The organism is Cellulosimicrobium sp. GQ32 (genome assembly GCF_059758455.1).
Genome location: NZ_JCAXEP010000013.1, coordinates 95332 through 114996, shown reverse-complemented (window position 1 = coordinate 114996; position 19665 = coordinate 95332). Strand labels below are relative to the sequence as shown.

Annotated in this window: 18 protein-coding genes and 2 tRNA genes; 12 read left to right on the top strand and 8 right to left on the bottom strand. The window is 74.6% G+C overall.

From position 1 onward, the window contains the following. Positions 1-21 precede the first annotated feature (21 nt). The gene (locus tag AC6CH9_RS18320) at positions 22-276 is read left to right on the top strand and encodes a DUF6480 family protein (RefSeq protein WP_221928239.1); all 255 of its coding nucleotides are present in this window, start codon (positions 22-24) and stop codon (positions 274-276) included. Here the strand turns inward: AC6CH9_RS18320 and AC6CH9_RS18315 are convergent. Continuing rightward, on the bottom strand, positions 252-1592 hold the full coding sequence (locus AC6CH9_RS18315) for a UDP-glucose dehydrogenase family protein (RefSeq protein ID WP_498156177.1): 1341 nt from the start codon (positions 1590-1592) through the stop codon (positions 252-254). The genes AC6CH9_RS18320 and AC6CH9_RS18315 overlap by 25 nt on opposite strands. After that, the gene (locus AC6CH9_RS18310) at positions 1589-2647 is read right to left on the bottom strand and encodes an NAD-dependent epimerase/dehydratase family protein (RefSeq protein ID WP_498156176.1); all 1059 of its coding nucleotides are present in this window, start codon (positions 2645-2647) and stop codon (positions 1589-1591) included. The genes AC6CH9_RS18315 and AC6CH9_RS18310 overlap by 4 nt, the downstream gene beginning before the upstream one ends. A 198-nt stretch (positions 2648-2845) precedes the next feature. On the opposite strand from AC6CH9_RS18310, the gene AC6CH9_RS18305 reads away from it, so the two are divergent. Further along, the gene (locus AC6CH9_RS18305) at positions 2846-4192 is read left to right on the top strand and encodes an APC family permease (protein ID WP_498156175.1); all 1347 of its coding nucleotides are present in this window, start codon (positions 2846-2848) and stop codon (positions 4190-4192) included. A gap of 31 nt (positions 4193-4223) precedes the next feature. On the opposite strand, the gene AC6CH9_RS18300 is transcribed toward AC6CH9_RS18305, so the two are convergent. After that, complete coding sequence (locus tag AC6CH9_RS18300; RefSeq protein ID WP_498156174.1) at positions 4224-5246, bottom strand: LacI family DNA-binding transcriptional regulator; 1023 nt, start codon at positions 5244-5246, stop codon at positions 4224-4226. Positions 5247-5419: 173 nt separating this feature from the next. Between AC6CH9_RS18300 and AC6CH9_RS18295 the strand changes: the two genes are divergently transcribed. From AC6CH9_RS18295 to AC6CH9_RS18275, 5 genes are all read left to right on the top strand, one after another. Then, positions 5420-6163 (top strand): glutamine amidotransferase, encoded by a 744-nt coding sequence (locus tag AC6CH9_RS18295; protein ID WP_498156173.1) that lies wholly within the window; start codon positions 5420-5422, stop codon positions 6161-6163. Then, positions 6163-7083 (top strand): ribokinase, encoded by a 921-nt coding sequence (locus tag AC6CH9_RS18290; protein WP_498156172.1) that lies wholly within the window; start codon positions 6163-6165, stop codon positions 7081-7083. The genes AC6CH9_RS18295 and AC6CH9_RS18290 overlap by 1 nt, the downstream gene beginning before the upstream one ends. 36 nt (positions 7084-7119) lie before the next feature. After that, a complete protein-coding gene (locus tag AC6CH9_RS18285) occupies positions 7120-8229 on the top strand; it encodes a DMT family transporter (protein WP_498156171.1) in 1110 nt (369 codons plus the stop codon). After that, on the top strand, positions 8226-9275 hold the full coding sequence (locus AC6CH9_RS18280) for a phosphotriesterase family protein (protein ID WP_498156170.1): 1050 nt from the start codon (positions 8226-8228) through the stop codon (positions 9273-9275). The genes AC6CH9_RS18285 and AC6CH9_RS18280 overlap by 4 nt, the downstream gene beginning before the upstream one ends. Positions 9276-9407: 132 nt before the next feature. Next, the gene (locus AC6CH9_RS18275) at positions 9408-9995 is read left to right on the top strand and encodes a CueP family metal-binding protein (protein ID WP_498156169.1); all 588 of its coding nucleotides are present in this window, start codon (positions 9408-9410) and stop codon (positions 9993-9995) included. Positions 9996-10149: 154 nt separating this feature from the next. Here the strand turns inward: AC6CH9_RS18275 and AC6CH9_RS18270 are convergent, their stop codons facing one another. Next, complete coding sequence (locus AC6CH9_RS18270) at positions 10150-11595, bottom strand: ThuA domain-containing protein (protein WP_498156168.1); 1446 nt, start codon at positions 11593-11595, stop codon at positions 10150-10152. A 280-nt stretch (positions 11596-11875) separates the two neighbouring features. Here AC6CH9_RS18270 and AC6CH9_RS18265 point away from each other — a divergent pair, with 280 nt between their 5' ends. After that, positions 11876-12646: a response regulator transcription factor gene (locus tag AC6CH9_RS18265; RefSeq protein WP_498156167.1), complete on the top strand. Its 771-nt coding sequence runs from the start codon at positions 11876-11878 to the stop codon at positions 12644-12646. A 52-nt stretch (positions 12647-12698) separates the two neighbouring features. Continuing rightward, positions 12699-14333, top strand: a complete 1635-nt coding sequence (locus tag AC6CH9_RS18260) for a sensor histidine kinase (RefSeq protein WP_498156166.1) — start codon at positions 12699-12701, stop codon at positions 14331-14333. Between the two features lie 39 nt (positions 14334-14372). Here AC6CH9_RS18260 and AC6CH9_RS18255 read toward each other — a convergent pair whose 3' ends face one another. The 4 genes from AC6CH9_RS18255 to AC6CH9_RS18240 all read right to left on the bottom strand — a co-directional run bounded on the left by AC6CH9_RS18255 (position 14373) and on the right by AC6CH9_RS18240 (position 16140). Then, positions 14373-15545: an RtcB family protein gene (locus tag AC6CH9_RS18255; RefSeq protein WP_498156190.1), complete on the bottom strand. Its 1173-nt coding sequence runs from the start codon at positions 15543-15545 to the stop codon at positions 14373-14375. 121 nt (positions 15546-15666) lie between these two features. Continuing rightward, positions 15667-15739 (bottom strand) — tRNA-Arg (locus AC6CH9_RS18250). A 44-nt stretch (positions 15740-15783) separates the two neighbouring features. Then, a tRNA-Arg gene (locus AC6CH9_RS18245) sits at positions 15784-15855 on the bottom strand. Positions 15856-16008: 153 nt separating this feature from the next. Next, positions 16009-16140 (bottom strand): hypothetical protein, encoded by a 132-nt coding sequence (locus AC6CH9_RS18240; protein ID WP_269137270.1) that lies wholly within the window; start codon positions 16138-16140, stop codon positions 16009-16011. 461 nt (positions 16141-16601) lie between these two features. Here AC6CH9_RS18240 and AC6CH9_RS18235 point away from each other — a divergent pair, with 461 nt between their 5' ends. From AC6CH9_RS18235 to AC6CH9_RS18225, 3 genes are all read left to right on the top strand, one after another. Continuing rightward, on the top strand, positions 16602-17429 hold the full coding sequence (locus AC6CH9_RS18235; RefSeq protein ID WP_237842937.1) for a metal-dependent hydrolase: 828 nt from the start codon (positions 16602-16604) through the stop codon (positions 17427-17429). A 288-nt stretch (positions 17430-17717) separates the two neighbouring features. Then, entirely contained in the window at positions 17718-18653 is a 936-nt protein-coding gene (locus tag AC6CH9_RS18230) for a serine protein kinase RIO (protein ID WP_498156165.1), read from the top strand. Positions 18654-18701: 48 nt separating this feature from the next. Beyond that, complete coding sequence (locus tag AC6CH9_RS18225; protein WP_498156164.1) at positions 18702-19661, top strand: Gfo/Idh/MocA family oxidoreductase; 960 nt, start codon at positions 18702-18704, stop codon at positions 19659-19661. The last annotated feature ends 4 nt before the right edge of the window (positions 19662-19665 follow it).

Below are 19665 nucleotides of genomic sequence, written 5' to 3'. Positions count from 1 at the left end.
CACGCACGGAAGGACCGCACCATGACCGGCCCCACCTCCCCCGATCCCGACCCCCTGGACGCCTCGCACCGCTCGTCCGCCGCCGACTTCTCGGCGAGCGGCGACGTGCAGCCCGGCGAGACGCCGCCGGCCGAGGACCAGGTGAGCGCACCGCAGGGCCACGAGGAGCACGGTCCGCACCGGGCGGTGCCCTGGGTGTGGATCGGCGTCGTCGGCGCCGTCGCCGTCCTCGTCGCCCTGTTCTTCGTCGGCTACGCCGTGGGCCTGCTCGACTGAGGCCGGTCCGCGCCGGCCGCGGACACGCCGAGCGCGCGCACGTCCCATCCCGCCGCGCGCCACCGGCCCCGGTCGACGGCGTTGCGCGCGTCGACGAGCCGGGGCACGGCCACCACGGCGGCGAGGTGGTCCGGGTCGAGATCGCGATACTCGTCCCACTCGGTCGCGAGGACCACGACGTCGGCCCCGGTCGCCGCCTCGCGCGCGTCGGCCGCGTACCCGAGCTCGGGAGCGGCGGCCTGCGCGAGCGCGAGGGCCTGGGGGTCGGTGACGACGACCTGCGCGCCCTCGGCAGCGATCGCCCGCGCGAGCGCGAGCGCCGGCGAGCTGCGCACGTCGTCGCTGTCGGGCTTGAAGGCGGCGCCGAGCACGGCGACCCGCCGGGCCGTGAGCGAGCCGCCGCACGCGGCACGGGCGAGCTCGACCGCCCGGTCCCGGCAGCGGTCGTTGATCGCGTCGACCTCGTCGAGGAAGGACACGGCCCGGCCCACGCCGAGCTCGCGCGCCCGGGCCGCGAACGCGCGGATGTCCTTGGGCAGGCACCCGCCCCCGAACCCCAGCCCCACGCCCAGGTACTCGCCGCCGATCCGGCGGTCGAGCGCCATCGTGCCGACGAGCGCGACGGCGTCGCCGCCCGCGGCCTCGCACACCTCCGCGACCGCGTTCGCGAACGAGATCTTCGTCGCGAGGAACGCGTTCGCCGCGACCTTGGCCAGCTCCGCCGTGGCGAGGTCGGTCACGAGGCGCGGCACGCCGTCGGCCAGGAGCGGCGCGTAGACCGCGTCGAGGCGCTCCACGAGGGCGTCGCCGGCGTCGGGCACGCCGTAGACCAGCCGGTCGGGGTGCAGCGTGTCGGCGACCGCGTGACCCTCGCGCAGGAACTCCGGGTTCCACGCGAGCCCGACGCCGGCGGGCAGGTCGCGCGCGAGCCGCTCCGCCGTCCCGACGGGCACGGTCGACTTGCCGACCACGACCCCGCCCGGCCGCAGGTGCGGGCGCAGCGCGGCGAGCGCAGCGTCGAGCTGCTGCAGGTCGGCCACCCCGCTCCCGGCCGACTGGGGCGTCCCGACGCACAGGAAGTGGACGTCCGCGTCGGCGGCGCGCGCGACGTCGGTCGAGAACGTGAGGGAGCCCGAGCCGTCGGGGTCGGCCAGGAGCGCCGTGAGCCCCGGCTCGAAGAACGGGGCCCGGCCCTCGGCCAGCGCGTCGACCCGGGCGCGGTCGACGTCGATCCCGACGACGTCGTGACCGAGCCGGGCCATGGCCGCCGCGTGCACGGCCCCGAGGTAGCCGCACCCGTGCACCGAGATCCTCATGCGCCCGTCCCTCCCCCGCCGATGCTCACGCCGGTCCCGACCGCGCCCGCGGGGACCGCCACGCCGAGCCCGGCCTCCTCGCGGAACCACGCGACCGTGCGCGCCAGGCCCTCCGGCCACGGCGTCCGAGCGCGCCAGTCCAGGACGCGCTCCGCGAGCGCCGTGTCGGGCCGGCGGCGACGCGGGTCGTCCTCGGGCAGGTCGACGTGGACGACCCCCGCGTCGCTCCCCGTCGCGGCGAGCACGTCCTCGGCCACGCGGGCCACCGTGAGCTCGGTCGGGTCGCCCAGGTTCACGGGCCCCGGGTGCCCGGAGCGGGCGAACGCGAGGATGCCCTCCACGAGGTCGTCCACGTAGCAGACCGAGCGCGTCTGGGACCCGTCACCGGCCACGGTGAGCGGCTCACCCGCGAGCGCCTGGCGCACGAACGTGGGCACCATGCGCCCGTCGTGGCCCCGCATGCGCGGCCCGTAGGTGTTGAAGATCCGCACGATGCCCGCGTCCACGCCGCGCGCGCGCCGGTACGCGGCCGTCGTGGCCTCGGCGAACCGCTTGGACTCGTCGTACACGCTGCGCGGGCCGACCGGGTTGACGTGCCCCCAGTAGTCCTCGCGCTGCGGGTGCACGTCCGGGTCCCCGTAGACCTCCGACGTCGAGGCGAGGACGAACCGCGCTCCGGCCCGCTCGGCGAGCTCGAGCCCGTGACGCGTCCCCGCAGACCCCACGAGCAGGGTCTCGAGCGGGAGCCGCAGGTAGTCCACGGGTGAGGCGGGCGACGCGAGGTGCAGCACGAGGTCGACCCGGTCGGCGTCCGGGACGTCGATCCCCGCGCTCACGTCGGCCTCCACGAACCGGAACCGGGGCTCGTCGCGCAAGGAGTCGAGGTTGCGCACCTCGCCCGTCGACAGGTCGTCCACGCACACGACCTCCGTGCCCTCGGCCACGAGGGCCTCGCACACGTGGCTGCCCACGAACCCGGCACCGCCCATGACCACGGCCCGGCGCGCGCGACGTCCCGCCCCGCTCGTGCCTCGGACCCCCGACGTGTCGTCCATGCTCGTCTCCTCGCGACGGCGCGCGACGTGCCGAGGACGCCTGGTCCCGGCCGGTCACGCTCGTGCGGACGGGCTCGCTGCTGGACCCGGGACCTCCACGCTCACACGCGGCGACCCGGCTCGCACACGCTCCGGCTCCCGCCCCAGGGTGCGACCACCCGGGCCGCGAGCGGGACGGGCCCGTGGCACGGTGACCCGATGACCGCACCGACCGCACCCCAGCAGCAGGCCGCCGACCCGGACACCCGGCTGTCCCGCTCGGTCGGGGGACGGCTGCTGTACCTCTTCATCCTCGGGGACGTGCTCGGCGCGGGCGTCTACGCGCTCGTGGGCGAGATGGCCAGCGAGGTCGGCGGCGCCGTGTGGCTGCCGCTGCTCGTCGCGCTGGGCCTCGCGCTGCTCACCGCGGGCTCGTACGCCGAACTCGTGACCAAGTACCCGCGGGCCGGGGGCGCCGCGGTGTTCGCCGACCGCGCGTTCCGCAGCCCGCTCGTGTCCTTCCTCGTCGGGTTCTCCATGCTCGCGGCCGGGGTGACGAGCGCGGCCGGGCTCTCGCTCGCGTTCGCGGGCGACTACCTCGCGACCTTCGTCGACGCGCCCGACCGGCTCGTGGCGGTGCTGTTCCTCGCGCTCGTCGCCGCGCTCAACGCGCGCGGCATCAAGGAGTCGCTGCGCGCCAACGTCGCGATGACCGCGATCGAGCTGTCCGGGCTCGTGCTCGTCGTCGTGCTCGCCGCCGTCGTGCTGGGGCGCGGCGAGGGGTCGCCGGGCCGCGTCACGCAGTTCGCCGAGGGCACGACGCCGGCGCTCGCGGTCCTCTCGGCCGCGATCCTCGCGTACTACTCGTTCGTGGGGTTCGAGACGTCGGCGAACCTCGCGGAGGAGGTCCTCGACGTCCGGCGCACGTACCCTCGCGCGCTCTTCGGCGCGCTCGTGACCGCGGGCGTGGTCTACGTGGCCGTGGGCGTGGCCGCGGTGGCGGTCGTGGACCCCGGCACGCTCGCCGGGTCCACGGGCCCGCTGCTCGAGGTCGTCGACGCCGAGGGGTCCGTGCCCGCGTGGGTGTTCTCGCTCGTGGCCCTCATCGCCGTGGCGAACGGCGCGCTGCTGACGATGATCATGTCGAGCCGGCTCGCCTACGGCATGGCGGAGCAGGGTCTGCTCCCGTCCGTCCTCGGCCGGGTGCTCCCGCACCGGCGCACCCCGTGGGTCGCGGTCGTCGTGACGACGGTGGTCGCCATGGGGCTCGTCTTCACGGGCGACGTGGCGGGGCTCGCCGAGACGGTCGTGCTGCTCCTGCTGCTCGTCTTCGCCTCGACGAACGTCGCGGTCCTCGTGCTGCGGCGCGACCCGGTCGACGGGCCGCACTTCCGCGTCGCGACGGTCGTGCCGGTGCTCGGCGTGGCGTCGTGCGTGCTGCTGCTCACCCAGCAGGACGCGGTCACGTGGCTGCGCGCGGGGATCCTCCTCGTCGTCGGCGCGGCCCTCTACGCAGTCATGCGCTGGACGGGCCGGCGCAGCGCACGCTCCGACCGGGAGGCGTGACCGCGGCAGCGCTGGCGGCGTTCGGTCCCGGTCATGGCCTCGCGACCCGCGCGACCGAGCCCCGCACGACGAGGTGCAGCGGCAGGACGGTGCGCGCGGGCGGGCTCGCGGGCCGGGTGCCGGTCATCGAGCGCTCGATCGCGTCCATGGCAGCGAGCGCGAGCGCCGCGACGGGCTGCTCGAGCGTCGTGAGCTTGGGACGCAGCCACTGGCCGACGCGGATGCCGTCGCACCCGACGACCGAGAGGTCGTCGGGGATGGAGATGCCGTGCAGCTCGGCCGCACCCAGCATCCCGACGGCGACGATGTCGCTGCCGACGAACACGGCCGTCGGGGCGTTCCCGGGCCGCGTGAGGTAGGGGAACGTCGAGGCCCCGAACTGCTCGGTGTACGGGCCGTGGCGCACGAGGTCCGGGTCGACGTCGAGGCCGGCGTCGTGCATCGCGTCGACGTAGCCCCGCAGGCGGTCCTGGGTCGTCGAGAGCTCGGCGGGCCCGGCGACGTGGGCGATGCGCCGGTGCCCCTGCTGCACGAGGTAGCTCGTGGCCTGGTAGGCGCCGCCGTAGTTGTCCACGGTGATCGTCTCGACCGGCAGGTCGAGGTCGACCTCCTCGTCGATGACGACGACGGGCAGGCCGTCCGCGACCGCGCGCGCGAGCCGGTCGTCGGTGCGCGACATGCCCACGTAGACGACGCCGCCGAGCGACCCGTCGCTCGCGAGGAGCTGGCCCAGGCCCGACTCGGCGTCGCCGTGCCGCGTCGACAGAGCGACGACGAGCGGGACGCGCCGGTCGCCCGCCAGGCGCGCGACCTCCTCGGCGAGCGCGGTGAAGAACGGGTTGACGAAGTCGGGCACGACGAGCGCGACGACCCCCGTGCGGCGCTCGTCCTCGCGCGCGGCCGGGCCGGGCGCGGGCACGACGTACCCCACCTCGCGGACCGCGGCGTCGATGCGCGCCGCCGTCTCCGGCTGGACGTTGAGCTGACCGCGCAGGTAGCGCGACGCCGTCGAGGCCGACACGCCGGCACGTTGCGCAACACGCGTGAGCGTCATGGCTCCCCTCCAACGGCTCGCGTCCCAGAACCCTTGCACCCTACCGGCACCGCGTCGCACAGACGGTGTTGACAGGCCGAGCATCTCCACCCTACGGTCTTGCGCAACGTCACACAACGTTGCGCAACGTCGTCGCCGACGTCGCCGCGCGACCTGATCGCAAGGAGGCCGGGATGAGCCGGGTTCTGCTCGCCGGGGAGTCGTGGATCAACGCGACCACCGACTACAAGGGGTACGACGCGTTCCCCCACGCCCAGCTCGAGATCGGGTGCGCGCGCCTGCTCGAGGCGCTGGCCGCCGAGGGCCACGAGGTCACGCACCTGCCCTCGCACCTCGTCGCCGAGGACTTCCCCTCCACGCTCGACGAGCTCGACGCCTACGACGTCGTGATCCTCTCCGACATCGGCGCCAACTCGCTCCTGCTCCCCCCGGTCGTGTTCTCCCAGGGGCGCCCGTTCCCGAACCGGCTCAAGCTCCTCGCCGAGTGGGTCCGCCGCGGCGGCGGCCTCATGATGGCCGGCGGCTACCTCAGCTTCCAGGGCTTCCAGGCCAAGGCGAACTACCACGGCACCGCCGTCGAGGCCGTCCTGCCCGTCGAGATCCTCCCCTACGACGACCGCGAGGAGACCCCCGAGGGCATCGGCGGCACCCTGACCGACGTCGAGCACCCCGTCACCGCGGGCCTCGACCGCGAGTGGCCGATCCTCCTCGGCTACCAGCGCCTCACCGCCAAGGCCGACGCGACCGTCCTCGCCACCATCGAGGACCGCCCGCTCGTCGCCGTCCGCACCGAGGGCCAGGGACGCACGCTCGCCTTCGCCTCCGACATCTCCCCCCACTGGGCGCCGCTCGAGTTCATGGACTGGGCCGGCTACGGCCCGCTGTTCGGCCAGGCCGTCACCTGGCTCGCGGGCTGATGACGCCCGAGGTGGTGGTCGTCGGCAGCCTGAACATGGACCTCAGGCTGACCGTCGACCGCCTGCCCCGCTCGGGCGAGACCGTCTCCGCGACGGGCCTCGTCCGCTCCCCCGGCGGCAAGGGCGCCAACCAGGCCGTCGCCGCCGCCCGGCTCGGCCGGCGCGTCGCCATGGTCGGCGCCGTCGGCGACGACGACGACGGCCGCGCCATCCGCCGCCGCCTCGCCGTCGAGGGCCTCGTCCTCGACGGCCTCGCGACGGCGGACCGCCCCACCGGCGTCGCCGTCGTGCTGTGGGAGCAGCCCGAGTCGACGATCGTCATCGAGCCCGGCGCGAACGCCGTCGTCGACGAGGCGTTCGTCGCCGAGCGCGCCGACCTCGTCCGCGACGCGGCGGCGGTCCTGTGCCAGTGCGAGACGCCGCTCGGCGCCCTGCGCGCCGTCGCCGCGACCGCGACGGGAATCACGGTGCTCAACCCGGCGCCCGCCGTCCCGCTGCCCGCCGAGGTGCGCGCCGCGTTCCGCGTGCTCGTGCCCAACCGGTTCGAGCTCGCGACCCTCGTCGGGGCGAGCACCGAGCCCGCCGGCGAGCACGAGGTGCGCGCCATGGTGCGCGCGCTCGACCACCCCGGGGACGTCGTCGTCACCCTCGGGGCCGACGGCGCGCTCGTCGTCCCCGCAGGGGGCGCACCCGTCACCGTCCCGGCGGAGCGCGTCGACGCCGTCGACACGACCGCCGCCGGCGACTCGTTCTGCGCGGCGCTCACGGACGGCCTCCTCCACGGCGGCGACCTCGTCGAGTCCGCCCGCTGGGCGGCGCGCGTCGCCGCCTCCACCACCACCCGCCACGGCGCCGTCGACTCCCTGCCGCGCGCCACCGACCTGGCCCCCGAGGGCACCAGGATTCCGCTCCACAGCTAAGTCCGACGTACCGTCGGAGGAAGGCACGGTCACGCAATGAAGCACACCACGCCGGCGACCACCGGTTCCCCGTCCGGCACTCAGGGAGGTGCTCTGAACTCGTCAGCCCGCCGCAGCAGGGTCAAGGACACCGCGACCGCCCTGCTCGTCGTCGCGACCGTCCTCGCGGGGGCCCTCGGCCCCATGCAGGCGGCCGTCAACGGCCAGCTCGGCAAGACGATCGGCGACGGGCACGCCGCCGCCCTCATCTCGTTCGGGACCGGCCTGGTCCTCATGTTCGTCGTCGTGTTCGCGCGCCCTGCGACCCGGCGCGAGGCGCTGGCCATCCCCGGGCTGATCCGCTCGCGCACCATCCCGTGGTGGAACTACCTCGCGGGCCTGTGCGGGGCCGTCATCGTCCTCTCGGAGGGCGTGACCGTCGGCGTCCTCGGCGTCGCGACGTTCCAGATCTCGCTCATCTCCGGTCTCGTCATCTCGGGGGTCATCTGCGACCGCCTCGGCGTCACGGCATCGGTCAAGCAGCCGCTCACCGCCACCCGCCTCCTGGGCGCCGCGCTCGCGATCGCGGCGACCGTCGTCGTCATCTCGCCGAGCTTCTCCGTGCCGCACACGATCGTCCTCGCGATCATGCCGTTCGTGGGCGGTCTGCTCGCGGGCTGGCAGCCGGCCGGGAACGCGGCCGTCGCCGACGTCACCGGGTCGATGCTCGTCTCGATCGGCTGGAACTTCCTCGTCGGGTTCACCGCCCTGCTGGTCGCCTACCTCGTGCGCGCGGCCGCGGGCGGCGTCGACTTCCAGCTCCCGAGCGAGTGGTGGATGTACCTGGGCGGCCCGCTCGGCCTGCTGTCCATCGCGCTCATGGCGCTCCTCGTGCGCGGCCTCGGGCTGCTGCTGCTCGGCCTTGCCTCGGTCGCGGGCCAGCTCGTCGGCTCGCTCGTCCTCGACGCCGCGATCCCGGCGCTGGGCCACACCGTCCACGTCGCGACCGTCATCGGCACGGTCATCGCGCTCGTCGCCGCCGGGATCGGCATGATCCCGTCCGGCAAGGCGGCCCACCCCGACGACCCGGACGGCTCCGGCGAGCACGAGGACGCCGTGGCCGCGGCGGTCGCGGGCGGCGAGGCGGGCGAGGCGAGCGGGCGATGAGCGTCACGCCCGCCGGCCACGTCCAGACGGTCACCGGCCGCGCCGCGGCCGCCGACCTCGGCCTCACGCTCCCGCACGAGCACCTGTTCAACGACCTGTCCGGGGTGCTCGACCCGCCGAGCTACCGCTTCTCCGAGGCGGTCGTCGAGGCCCCGGTCTCCGCGTCGGTCGCGTGGGCGCTGCGCCAGGACCCGTACTGCTGCGCGGACAACATCGCCGACAAGCCCGTCGCCGCGGTCGCCGCGGAGCTCGAGAGCTTCGCGGCGCTGGGCGGGCGCACGATCGTCGACGCGACGTCGAGCGCGGCGATCGGGCGCAACCCCGAGCGCCTCGCGGAGGTGGCCCGCCGGACGGGCCTGCACGTGGTCGCGGGCTGCGGCGCGTACCTCGAGAAGTTCGAGGGCGACCGCATCGCCGCCGCCGCCGTGGACGCCCAGGCGTCCGCGATCGTCGCGGAGCTCACCGACGGGATCGGCGGGACCGGCGTGCGGCCCGGCATCATCGGCGAGATCGGCGTCTCGCCGTCGTTCACGCCGGGCGAGGCCGCGTCGCTGCGCGCGGCGGCCGTCGCGCAGCGCGAGCACCCGCACGTCGCGCTCCAGGTGCACCTGCCGGGCTGGCAGCGCCGCGCGCACGAGGTGCTCGACCTCGTGCTGGACGAGGTGGGAGTGCGCCCCGAGAAGGTCGTGCTGTGCCACATGGACCCGTCCGCGGACGACCCGGACTACCAGCGGTCCGTGGCCGAGCGCGGCGTCTGGCTCGAGTTCGACATGGTCGGCATGGACATCACCTTCCCGAAGGAGGGCGTGTCCCCCGACCCGCACACGACCGCGACCGCGGTGCAGCGCCTCGTCGAGGGCGGTCACGCGGGCCAGGTGCTGCTCAGCCACGACGTGTTCCTCAAGCAGATGTGGGTGCAGCACGGGGGCAACGGTTTCGCCTACGTCCCGACCGTGTTCACGGAGATGCTCGCCGCCCGCGGCGTGCCGCGCGACGCGCTCGCCCGCCTCACGCACGACAACCCGGTGGCGATGCTCACCGCGTGACGGCGGCTCCGCCGTCGGCCCGCACACCACCGCAACCCAGGCCGGGTCCCGACGCTCGCGTCGGGGCCCGGCCATCGCGTCCCCGGGACCTCCGGCCCTGGTCACGAGCCTGCGCTCTGAGAGGATCGGCGCATGAGCCGACGACGTGCCCTCCCGACCCTCGTGGCCGCCGTGGCCGCCACCGCCCTCGTGCTCGCCGGCTGCTCCGGCGGCTCTGGCGACTCCCCCGAACCGTCCGCGCTCGACGCGCTGCTCGACCGTCACGACCTCGCAGGGCTCGGCGGCCAGGAGGTGGTGGACCGGCTCGAGGGGCTCGAGACGGCCGACCGGCCGACCAACCTCGTGGCCTCGGTCCGCGCGGCGGAGCTCGTGCTCGCGGACGAGTCGTACGAGACCACGGTCCCGCTGCCCGAGGACACGTTCTACCTCTCGGTCGCGCCCTTCGTGGACGAGACGCACGAGTGCTTCTACCACTCGCTGACGACGTGCCAGGGCGAGCTCGCGGACGAGCCCGTGTCCGTCACGGTCGTCGACGCGGCCACCGGCGAGGTCCTGGTCGAGGAGGACACGACGCTCGGCGCGAACGGGTTCGTCGGCCTCTGGCTCCCGCGCGACGTGGACGCCGAGCTGCGCGTGGAGCACGAGGGGCGGGTCGGCACGACGACCGTCTCGACGGGCGCCGACGACCCCACCTGCCTCACGACGCTCCAGCTCGCCTGACGCGGGGTCGCTCGCCACGCGGTCGCTCGCCACGCGGTCGCTCGTTCGGGCGGTCTCGCGGGATGCCGCGACCGTACCCGCACGCACGACGGCGCCCGCCGCACACGGGTGCGACGGGCGCCGTCGGGGTGCGACGGGATGCGTCAGGGACGCGTCAGGCCGTGCCGGCGTACGCGAGCACGATCTCCTCGGTGACGGTCTCGCCGTCGCGCTCGGTCGTGGCCGTGACGGTCACCTCGCCGGCCGGGGCCTCGACCAGCCGGGTCGCGAACGCCTGGTAGGCGTTCTTCCCGGGCGCGACGTCGGCGTACTCCTTGCTCCCGTACGGCGTCGCCAGGGTGATGTCGACGGGGGTGTCGTCCTCGTTGAGCACGCGCACGGCGACGTACTGCTTGCCGCCCATGGTCCGCAGCTCGGCCTCCGCCGCGAGGTCGATCGCCGGGCCGTCGTCGACGAGCGCGCTCTGCCAGACGACGAGGTCGTCGAACTTCGACGCGAGCAGCGCGCGGTCGCCCGCGGCCGCGGACAGGTGGTCGACGAGCGACCGCGCGCCGCCGAGGACCTGGACCGCCGTCGCCGGGTCGTCCGCGTCGGCCGCGCTGCGCGCGCTGCCGAGCAGCGACGTGATCGCGCCCGCGATCACGCCGTCGCCCACCGCGGAGGTGTTCAGTCCGGCCACGAGCTCGTCGACCTCGCCGAAGGTGACGCAGTTGCCGCCGCCCTCGACGACGCCCGCGGTCCACTCGACGCCCTTGAGCACGTGCTCGAGGAAGAGCGGGTCGGTCCACGACGCGTCGGTGTGCCCGGCACCCTCGTACCAGGAGCGCCCGCCCTCGAAGTTCTGGCACCAGGAGATCGGGTGGTCCTCGCCCATCGCGCCGTTGCCCGGGGAGTAGGTCGACTCGTCGAGCGTGAGGAGCACGTGCACGTCCTCGCGCGGGTTGGTCGAGTAGTTGTACCACTCGTCGAACCGCTCCCAGACGGCCGGCAGGTGCGCGGTCGAGGGGTGGGCGGGGCTCTCGACTCGCATGGTCGCGGTCTGCTGCGCGGGGTGGGAGACGAAGCGCGCGCCGCCGCCGGTCAGCTCGCTGTACCAGGGGACGGTGTGCATCGTGTCCGTCGCCGCGTGCAGTCCGACGAACCCTCCGCCGCCGCGGATGTAGCCCTGGAACGCCGCGAGCTCGGCGTCGTCGAGCAGGCGCGGCGTCGCCGGGTTGAGCGAATTGGTGTTGTCGACCGGCGACGCGAAGACGATGGTCGCGTACTGCGACAGGTCCTCGGCGCTCGTGAAGGGCGTCGAGTCCATCGTGAGGTCGGGCTGGCCCGGCGAGCCGCTCCCCCACCAGCCCGCGGAGCTGTTCGGCGGGTCCCACACGTCGACCGTGAAGCCGTGGTCGGCGCCGAGCGCGACGAGCGCGCGCGTGGTGTCGTCGATGTGCGAGTGCCGGAACCCGAGCGTCTCGCCGACCACGAGGATCTTGTAGTCCTCCTCGTCGGCCGCGGCCGGGCCGGCGGCCACGAGCGTCGCCCCGCCCGCGAGCGGCAGCGCGACCGTCGCCGCCACCGCCCGCCTGATCGTCGTTCCGCTGAACAAATCCATGCGTGCTTCTCCCTCGTCGTCGAGAGCGCGAGCCGGGCGTGAGGTCCCCGGCGATCGCCGGGCCCCTCGGCATCCGGCGGCGCGCGCACTCCTGCGTGCGTGGACGTCGGCTGCTGCCGATGCAGCGAGTTTTGACGGCACCCGATCAAAAGTCAAGGATTCAACGACATCCGGGCGGCGATCTCACCCGCACACCCTCGCGACACAGCGCCCCTCCAGGCACAGCGAGCGCACAGGGTCACCACAGGCACGACCACGCGTGCCGCGGGACGCTGGATCCATGACCGCAGCCACCGCCCCCGTCGGCCGCCCCGACCAGCCGCGCCTCACGCGCCCGGACGGCTCCCCCGTCCGCGTGCTCGTGGTCGACGACGAGCCGAACCTCGCCGAGCTGCTCACCTCGGCGCTGCGGTACGAGGGCTGGGACGTCTCCACCACGCTCGACGGGCACAGCGCGATCCGCACCGCGCGGGAGACCGGGCCGGACGTCGTCGTGCTCGACGTCATGCTCCCCGACATGGACGGCCTCACCGTGCTGCGCCGGCTGCGCGAGCGCGTCACCGACGTCCCGGTGCTCTTCCTCACCGCGCGCGACGCCGTCGAGGACCGCGTCGCCGGGCTCACCGCGGGCGGCGACGACTACGTGACCAAGCCGTTCAGCCTCGAGGAGGTCGTCGCGCGGCTGCGGGGCCTGCTGCGCCGCGGCGGCGCGACCGCGCAGCGCGAGGACTCCGTGCTCGTCGTCGGCGACCTCGAGCTCGACGAGGACGCGCACGAGGTCCGGCGCGCGGGCGAGGAGGTGCGCCTCACGGCCACCGAGTTCGAGCTGCTGCGCTATCTCATGCGCAACCCGCGCCGCGTGCTGTCCAAGGCGCAGATCCTCGACCGCGTCTGGAACTACGACTTCGGCGGGCAGGCCAACATCGTCGAGCTCTACATCTCCTACCTGCGCCGCAAGATCGACAAGGGGCGTGAGCCCATGATCCACACGCTGCGAGGTGTCGGGTACGTGCTCAAGCCCGCGAACGGCGCGGACGACGCCCGTGGCTGACGCGCGCCGGGCGCCCGCCCCCGCTCACCCCGCGACGGCCGACGGAGCCCTAGTGCGTCGGCCGACCGCGCTGCGCCGCCGCCTCGTCCTCGTGCTCGCCGGGGTCGTGCTCCTCGTCACCGTGGGCCTCGCCACCGCCTCCGCGCTCGCGCTGCGCAACCAGCTCGTCGAACAGCTCGACCACGAGCTCGAGCAGGCGAGCTCGCGCCTCGCGCAGGGGTTCGGGGAGCGTCCGGGCGACGGCCCCGGGCAGCCGCCGGACGACACCGGCGCCACCCCCAGCCCCAGCCCCAGCGACCTGCCCGACGACCCGTCCCGCTTCCCCGCCGGCACCGGGCCCGGCAGCGCCGTCCTGCGCTACGACGGCGGGGAGATCGTGCTCGCCGAGTACGTGACACCCACGCTCGAGCGCGTCGCGCTCGACGACGCGCAGATCGCCGCGCTCGAGGACGTGCCCGCCGACGGCGTCCCGCACGACGCCGACCTGCCCGACCTCGGGTCGTTCCGCGCCGTGCACCGGACCACGGACGACGGCCAACCCGTCGTCGTCGCGTCGAGCACCACCACCGTCGACACGACGGTCGAGGAGTACGTGCTCGTCGAGGTCGCGCTCGGCGTCGCGGGCCTGCTCGCCGCCGTGCTCCTCGGCACGTGGCTCGTGCGGCGCTCGCTGCGGCCGCTCGACGACGTCGCAGCCGCCGCGAGCCGCGTCTCCGAGCTCGAGCTCGCGCAGGGCGAGATCGACGCGATCCCCCGCGTCCCCGACGACCTCACCGACGAGCGCACCGAGGTCGGGCAGGTGGGCGCCGCGCTCAACCGCATGCTCGAGAACGTCGAGACCTCGCTCCAGGCGCGGCACGACTCCGAGACCCAGGTGCGGCGGTTCGTCGCCGACGCGAGCCACGAGCTGCGCACGCCGCTCGCCTCGATCCGCGGCTACGCCGAGCTCGTGCGACGTTCGCCCGACGACGTCCCGCCCGCCACCGCGCGCTCGCTCGACCGCATCGAGTCGGAGGCCGTGCGCATGACCGGCCTCGTCGAGGACCTGCTGCTCCTCGCCCGGCTCGACGCGGGCCGCCCGCTCGACCGCGCGCCCGTCGACCTCGCGGCGCTCGCCGTCGACGCCGTCATGGACGCCCACGCCGCCGGCCCCGACCACGACTGGGCCCTCGACCTGCCCGGCGACGACCTCGACGTCGACCTCCCGACCGACCCGCTCGACGGGGTCGCCGGCGTCGACGACGCGACGGACGACCGAGATCGCACCCGAGCGGCGCACGACCCCGACGGGCAGGACCCGGACGAGGACGTCGACCTCGAGATCACGGGCGACGAGGCGAGCCTGCGGCAGGTGCTCGCGAACCTCCTCGCGAACGCCCGCACGCACACCCCGCCCGGCACCCACGTCGAGGTGCGGCTCGCGAGCGACGGCGACGACGTCGTGCTCTCCGTCGCCGACGACGGCCCAGGCATCCAGGCGACCCTGCGCCCCACGCTCTTCCGCCGCTTCACGCGCGGCGACGACGCGCGCAACCGCACCGGCGGCTCCACCGGACTGGGCCTCGCCATCGCCGACGCGATCGTCACCGCCCACGGCGGGACCGTCGCCGTGTCGTCGTCCACCGCGGAGGAACCCGGCCCCACGGGCACGACGTTCACCGTCCGCCTCCCCCGCGACCACACCTGACGCCCGCCCTCCGGCCGATGCCGAGTCGCGACCCCGTGGTCAGCCCTTGACGCAGAGAAGCGTCGTGAGCCGAGCGACGACCTCGACGAGGTCGGACTGGGCGCGGATGACCTCGTCGAGGTCCTTGTACGCACCCGGGATCTCGTCCAGCACGCCGGCGTCCTTGCGGCACTCGACGCCCGCCGTCTGGGCGGCGAGGTCGTCGAGAGTGAAGGTCTTCTTCGCCTTGGTGCGGGACATGCGACGCCCCGCGCCGTGCGACGCCGACCAGTAGGACTCCGGGTTCCCGAGCCCGCGCACGATGTACGAGCCGGTGCCCATGGACCCGGGGATGAGCCCGAGGTCGCCCTTCCCGGCCCGGATCGCGCCCTTGCGGGTCACGACGAGCTCCTGGCCGTCGACGTGCTCGACCGCGACGTAGTTGTGGTGGACGTTCACGGCCTCGTCGAACACGATCTCCCGCCCGGGGAACGAGGCACGCACGGCGTCGACGACGAGCGTCATCATGACCGCGCGCGACCGCGCCGCGTACTCCTGCGCCCACCACAGGTCGGCGAGGTAGGCGTCCATCTCCGGCGTGCCGCCGAGGAACACCGCGAGCTCGCGGTCCACGAGCCCCTGGTTGTGCTCGAGGCGCTTGGCGACGGCGACGTGCTGCTCGGCGAGCGTCTTGCCGATGTTGCGCGACCCCGAGTGCAGCTGGAGCCAGACCTGCCCGTCCGTGTCGGTGCAGAGCTCGACGAAGTGGTTCCCCCCGCCCAGCGTCCCGAGCTGACGGCGCGCGCGGCCCTCGATGTCCGAGACACGCCCGTGCAGGCCGGAGAACCGCGACCAGAACGCGTCCGCGCCGCGCGCGACCTCGGCCGGGCCGCGCCCGGAGATCGAGCGCAGCCGGTGCGGGTCGACCGCCTCGTCGTGCGCGTGGAAACCGACGGGGATCGCGGCCTCGATCCGCGCGCGGACCGGCCCGAGGTCGTCGGGCAGGTCCTCGGCCGTGAGCGAGGTCCGGACGCCGATCATGCCGCAGCCGATGTCGACGCCGACCGCGTTGGGCGACACGGCGTCGCGCATCGCGATGACCGAGCCGACGGTCGCGCCCTTGCCGAGGTGGACGTCCGGCATGACGCGCACGCCCTCGACCCACGGCAGCGCGGCGATGTTGCGCAGCTGCTGGAGCGCGGCGGGCTCGACGGCGTGCTCGTGCGCCCACATGAGGGTGGGTGCCTTCGCACCCGACAGCGGGACGGGGAACGCGTGGGCCTCGGTGCTCACGGTGCTGACCTCCTCGGGTCGTCCTGACGATCATGACGCCGCCCCGGACGGGGCGGCGAGGTGCGCACGGGAGGACTCGAACCCCCGACGCCCGGCTCCGGAAGCCGGCGCTCTGTCCGCTGAGCTACGCGCGCTGGTGCTCCTTAACGTCGAGCAGACGGGACGCGAGGCGTCCAGGTGCCCTCGGAGGGAGTCGAACCCCCGTCTCCGCTTCCGTAGAGCGGCGTCGTGTCCGTTGGACCACGAAGGCAGTGCATTTCACCGCAGACGCACGACAAATGCGCGCCGACGGCGATCGAGCAGAATGGCAGCACGACAAATGCACCCTGGTCGGGCGCATTCATGCACAAGAAAAAGGCCGCCCCGGCGATGTCCCGGGACGGCCTGTCGAACGACGCTGTGGTCAGACGACAGGACCGCCGGAGTCGCCGGCGAGGAACGAGGACACGCTGAGATACGCCACGGGCAGCACGACGCGCGACTGCTCGCAGGGCAGCACGGGACGTCGCCGGTCCTGCTGGACGGGTTCGCGCACGGCACCGCTCCTCTCGGTCATGTCGGGTGGCCCACGCACCGGAATGTCGTCGACCGAGGAAGACCGTACGCGCCTTTCTCGATCAGCACAACCCCATTTCCCGAATTCGTCACGAGTTCTCCGACCGAGGTCCGGCACGGCGGCCGGAGTGCCGCCGGCCGGCGTCCTTTTCTGCCCGGAGTCGAACTCGTGCGCTCTCCGCGCCGGTGGATCTCCGGCTCCCGCGCGCTGCCTGTGCACGGGATACAGGCCAACGCCTCCCCCGCTGGGGCACGCCTCGCGGGTCTCGGCCGAAGGTCGGCGGCGCTTGGCACACTTTTTGCGCCGGCGCGCCGCCCGTCGGAGTTCCGGGCGAACGACCGGGGCTGTCGGCGGCACCCGGTAGGGTTCCGGACGTTCCGGACACACCTCCCGACGCCGACGAACCGCGCGGCCGGGCTGACGACAGGAGACCCGCCGCCATGATGGGCGCCCACCACGCCGCGACCGGAGCCGCCGCCTGGGTGGCGGTGACGTCGACCGCCCCGTTCGCGCTCGGGTGGCATCCCGTGTCGTCCGTCGGGGTCATGACGGGCGCGGTCGTGTGCGCCGGGGCCGCGCTCCTCCCCGACGCCGACCACCACAACGGGACGTTCGCGCACTCCCTGCCGCCCGTGAGCGAGTGGGTGTCCGACGCGGTCGAGACGATCTCCGGCGGCCACCGCCAGGGCACGCACTCGTTCCTCGGCATCGCCGTGTTCACGGCGCTCGCCTGGCTCGTGGGGCTGGTCACGGTCGAGACGGAGAGCTTCGGCACGGTCTACGTGGGCGGTGGCGTCCTCGCAGTCCTGCTCGTCGCGCTCGCGCTCAAGGCGCTCAAGCTCACACGGCGCGGCAAGCTCATGCCGTGGGTCACGTCGCTCACGATCGCCGCCCTCGTCGCGCTCTTCTCGCCCGAGGAGTGGAACTGGCTCCCGGTCGCCGTCGGGATCGGCGTGACCGTGCACATCCTGGGCGACGTGCTCACGACCAACGGCGCGCCGCTGCTGTGGCCGGTGAAGATCCGCTCCCCGCGCTGGGTGCGCCGATCCCTCGTCGTCGACGACGTGTGGCGCCCCAGCGGCAGCTTCGCCCTCCCCCTGCTCGGCGACACCGGCTCCGTGCGCGAGTGGATCCTCGCGACGGCCGTCGGCCTCTACGCGACGGTCGGTTTCGTGTGGTCGGCGCTCGACCAGATGGGCTACGACACATACGGCACGTACGAGCGCGTCGCGTCGGCGATCCAGGCCCTGGCGTCGGGCGTCGCCTGAGCGGCCACGGTCACGGCCACCGCGCGCGAGCACGATCGCGGTCGCGGTAATTCCCTTGCCCCGTCCCGCCCCCGGGTGGGACGGTCGCAGGACGTCGCCCGCGCCGTCGGGCACCGGAGGAAGGAGGAACGCCATGAGCTGGACGACCCACGCTCGCGTGTCCACCACCCCCGGGAGCACCGACCGCCGCTAGTCCGGTCGGCGACCGTCCGAGACGGTCCGCGCCCGCCGCCGCCCGCGAGGCGGCAGCGGCAGCGCCGTGCGCTCCCCGCCCGAAGGAGCCCACCCGTGCCCGAGCACGACCTGCTGTACCCCGACCCGTACCTCCCGCCGACGTTCGCGGGAGACCCTCGCACTCCCCCGCCCCGCCGTCTGCGGCGCCGTGACGACGCTGCCGACGACGCCGGTCCCGTCGCAGGCGTCCTCGACGCCGCGCTCGGCGACGACCAGCGCTGGTCCACGTGGTCCGCCGTCGAGAAGGGGCAGCGCGGACCCGAGCCGCGCCCCGACTGGGTCGTGACCGCCGACGCGGCCGTCGACACCGAGCTGGGCATGCTCAAGACCGGCAAGGAGGCGGACGTGTTCCTCGTCGAGCGCGCCGTCCCCGACGACGCCTCGCAACGCACGCTGCTCGCCGCCAAGCGCTACCGGGACCTCGACCACCGCGCGTTCCGGCGGGACACGGTCTACACCGAGGACCGCCGCGTGCGCCGCACGCGCGACCGGCGCGCGCTCGACCGCAAGTCCCGCTACGGCCGCCAGGTCGCGGCCGGGCAGTGGGCCGCGGCGGAGTTCGCCGCGCTCGGCGAGCTGTGGTCCGCCGGCGCCCCCGTGCCCTACCCGGTGCAGATCGACGGCAACGAGATCCTCATGGAGTTCGTCGGCACGTCGGACGGCGTCGCGCACGAGGCCGCGCCCCGGCTCGCGCGCACCCGCCCCGACCCGGACCTGCTCGCGTCGTGGTGGGACCAGCTCCGCGACGGCATGGCCGTGCTGGCCCGCCTCGGCTACGCGCACGGCGACCTGTCGCCGTACAACGTCCTCGCGGACGGGGACCGGCTCGTCATCATCGACCTGCCGCAGGTCGTCGACCTCGTGGCGAACCCGTTCGGCACCGAGCTCCTGCTGCGCGACTGCCGCACGATGTCCGCGTGGTTCGCCGCGCGCGGGCTCGACACCGACGCCGACGAGCTCTTCGCGCTGCTGCTCGCCGAGGCGTGGTGACGGTACGACGACCGGAGGACGCAGCACGCGGCGTGGGACGATCACCGCGTGCTGCGCCTCGCCCTCGTCGGCCTCGACTCCTCCCACGCCGACCACTACGTCCGGCTCGTCGAGGTCGAGCGGCGCTGGCCGGGCGTGCGCGTCGTCGCGCTCGTCGACGGCGAGCCGGCCCGGCGCGCGGAGCTCGCCGCCGCGGGCGGGCTGGCCGTCGGCGCGGGTGAGCTCACCGTCCCCGACGTCGTCGGGCGGATCGACGCGGCGATCGTCGCCCACCGCGCGGGCCGGCTCCACGGCGTCGCGGCCCGCACGCTCCTGCGCGCGGGCGTCCCGGTGCTCGTCGACAAGCCGTTCGCGGCCTCGGTCGCCGACGCGCGCACCACGCTCGACGTGGCCCGGGCCCACGGCACCGCCGTGACCACGGCGTCCGCGCTGCGGTTCGCGCCGGAGGTCGTGGCCGCGCGCGCCGTGCTCGCGGACCGCACGACCGAGACGGCATCGACGGCCGAGGCGGCGACGACGTCGCCCGGGCCGGTCGTGGAGGTGTCCGGGCCCGCCGACCCGGACGACGAGCGGGACGGGCTGTTCTTCCTCGGCATCCACGTCGTGGAGGCGGCTCGCGCCGTGGTCGGCGGTCCTCCCGGCGCGGGGTGGGCGCCGCCCGTCGTGACGACCTCGGCGGACGGGATCGTCGCGACCACGCGCCTCGGCGACGTCGCGGTCCGGCTGCGGTTCCTCGACCCGGGCGCGCACCCGACCGCGGGGTTCACGGTCGCGGTGCGCACGCCGCGCGGCGTCGGGCGCTCCGAGATCGTGCTCGACGCCGACTACCTCGCCCCGGTGCTCGACCACGCGCTCGCGATCCTCGCGCCGGCGTCCGGCACGGCCGTCGGCACGACGGCACGCACGGCGGCCCCCGACGGGCAGGCCGCCCGGCTCGACGCCGAGCACGCGACGGTCCTCGCCGACCTCGCGCTCCTCGAGCAGGTGACCGCGGGGCTGACCACCTGACGCG

What these genes read in the sequence shown, in the direction of transcription:
- AC6CH9_RS18320 (WP_221928239.1), top strand. Translation starts at nt 22, where the DNA reads ATGACCGGCCCCACCTCCCCCGATCCCGACCCCCTGGACGCCTCGCAC.
- AC6CH9_RS18315 (WP_498156177.1), bottom strand. Translation starts at nt 1,592, where the DNA reads ATGAGGATCTCGGTGCACGGGTGCGGCTACCTCGGGGCCGTGCACGCG.
- AC6CH9_RS18310 (WP_498156176.1), bottom strand. Translation starts at nt 2,647, where the DNA reads ATGGACGACACGTCGGGGGTCCGAGGCACGAGCGGGGCGGGACGTCGC.
- AC6CH9_RS18305 (WP_498156175.1), top strand. Translation starts at nt 2,846, where the DNA reads ATGACCGCACCGACCGCACCCCAGCAGCAGGCCGCCGACCCGGACACC.
- AC6CH9_RS18300 (WP_498156174.1), bottom strand. Translation starts at nt 5,246, where the DNA reads ATGACGCTCACGCGTGTTGCGCAACGTGCCGGCGTGTCGGCCTCGACG.
- AC6CH9_RS18295 (WP_498156173.1), top strand. Translation starts at nt 5,420, where the DNA reads ATGAGCCGGGTTCTGCTCGCCGGGGAGTCGTGGATCAACGCGACCACC.
- AC6CH9_RS18290 (WP_498156172.1), top strand. Translation starts at nt 6,163, where the DNA reads ATGACGCCCGAGGTGGTGGTCGTCGGCAGCCTGAACATGGACCTCAGG.
- AC6CH9_RS18285 (WP_498156171.1), top strand. Translation starts at nt 7,120, where the DNA reads ATGAAGCACACCACGCCGGCGACCACCGGTTCCCCGTCCGGCACTCAG.
- AC6CH9_RS18280 (WP_498156170.1), top strand. Translation starts at nt 8,226, where the DNA reads ATGAGCGTCACGCCCGCCGGCCACGTCCAGACGGTCACCGGCCGCGCC.
- AC6CH9_RS18275 (WP_498156169.1), top strand. Translation starts at nt 9,408, where the DNA reads ATGAGCCGACGACGTGCCCTCCCGACCCTCGTGGCCGCCGTGGCCGCC.
- AC6CH9_RS18270 (WP_498156168.1), bottom strand. Translation starts at nt 11,595, where the DNA reads ATGGATTTGTTCAGCGGAACGACGATCAGGCGGGCGGTGGCGGCGACG.
- AC6CH9_RS18265 (WP_498156167.1), top strand. Translation starts at nt 11,876, where the DNA reads ATGACCGCAGCCACCGCCCCCGTCGGCCGCCCCGACCAGCCGCGCCTC.
- AC6CH9_RS18255 (WP_498156190.1), bottom strand. Translation starts at nt 15,545, where the DNA reads ATGTGGGCGCACGAGCACGCCGTCGAGCCCGCCGCGCTCCAGCAGCTG.
- AC6CH9_RS18235 (WP_237842937.1), top strand. Translation starts at nt 16,602, where the DNA reads ATGATGGGCGCCCACCACGCCGCGACCGGAGCCGCCGCCTGGGTGGCG.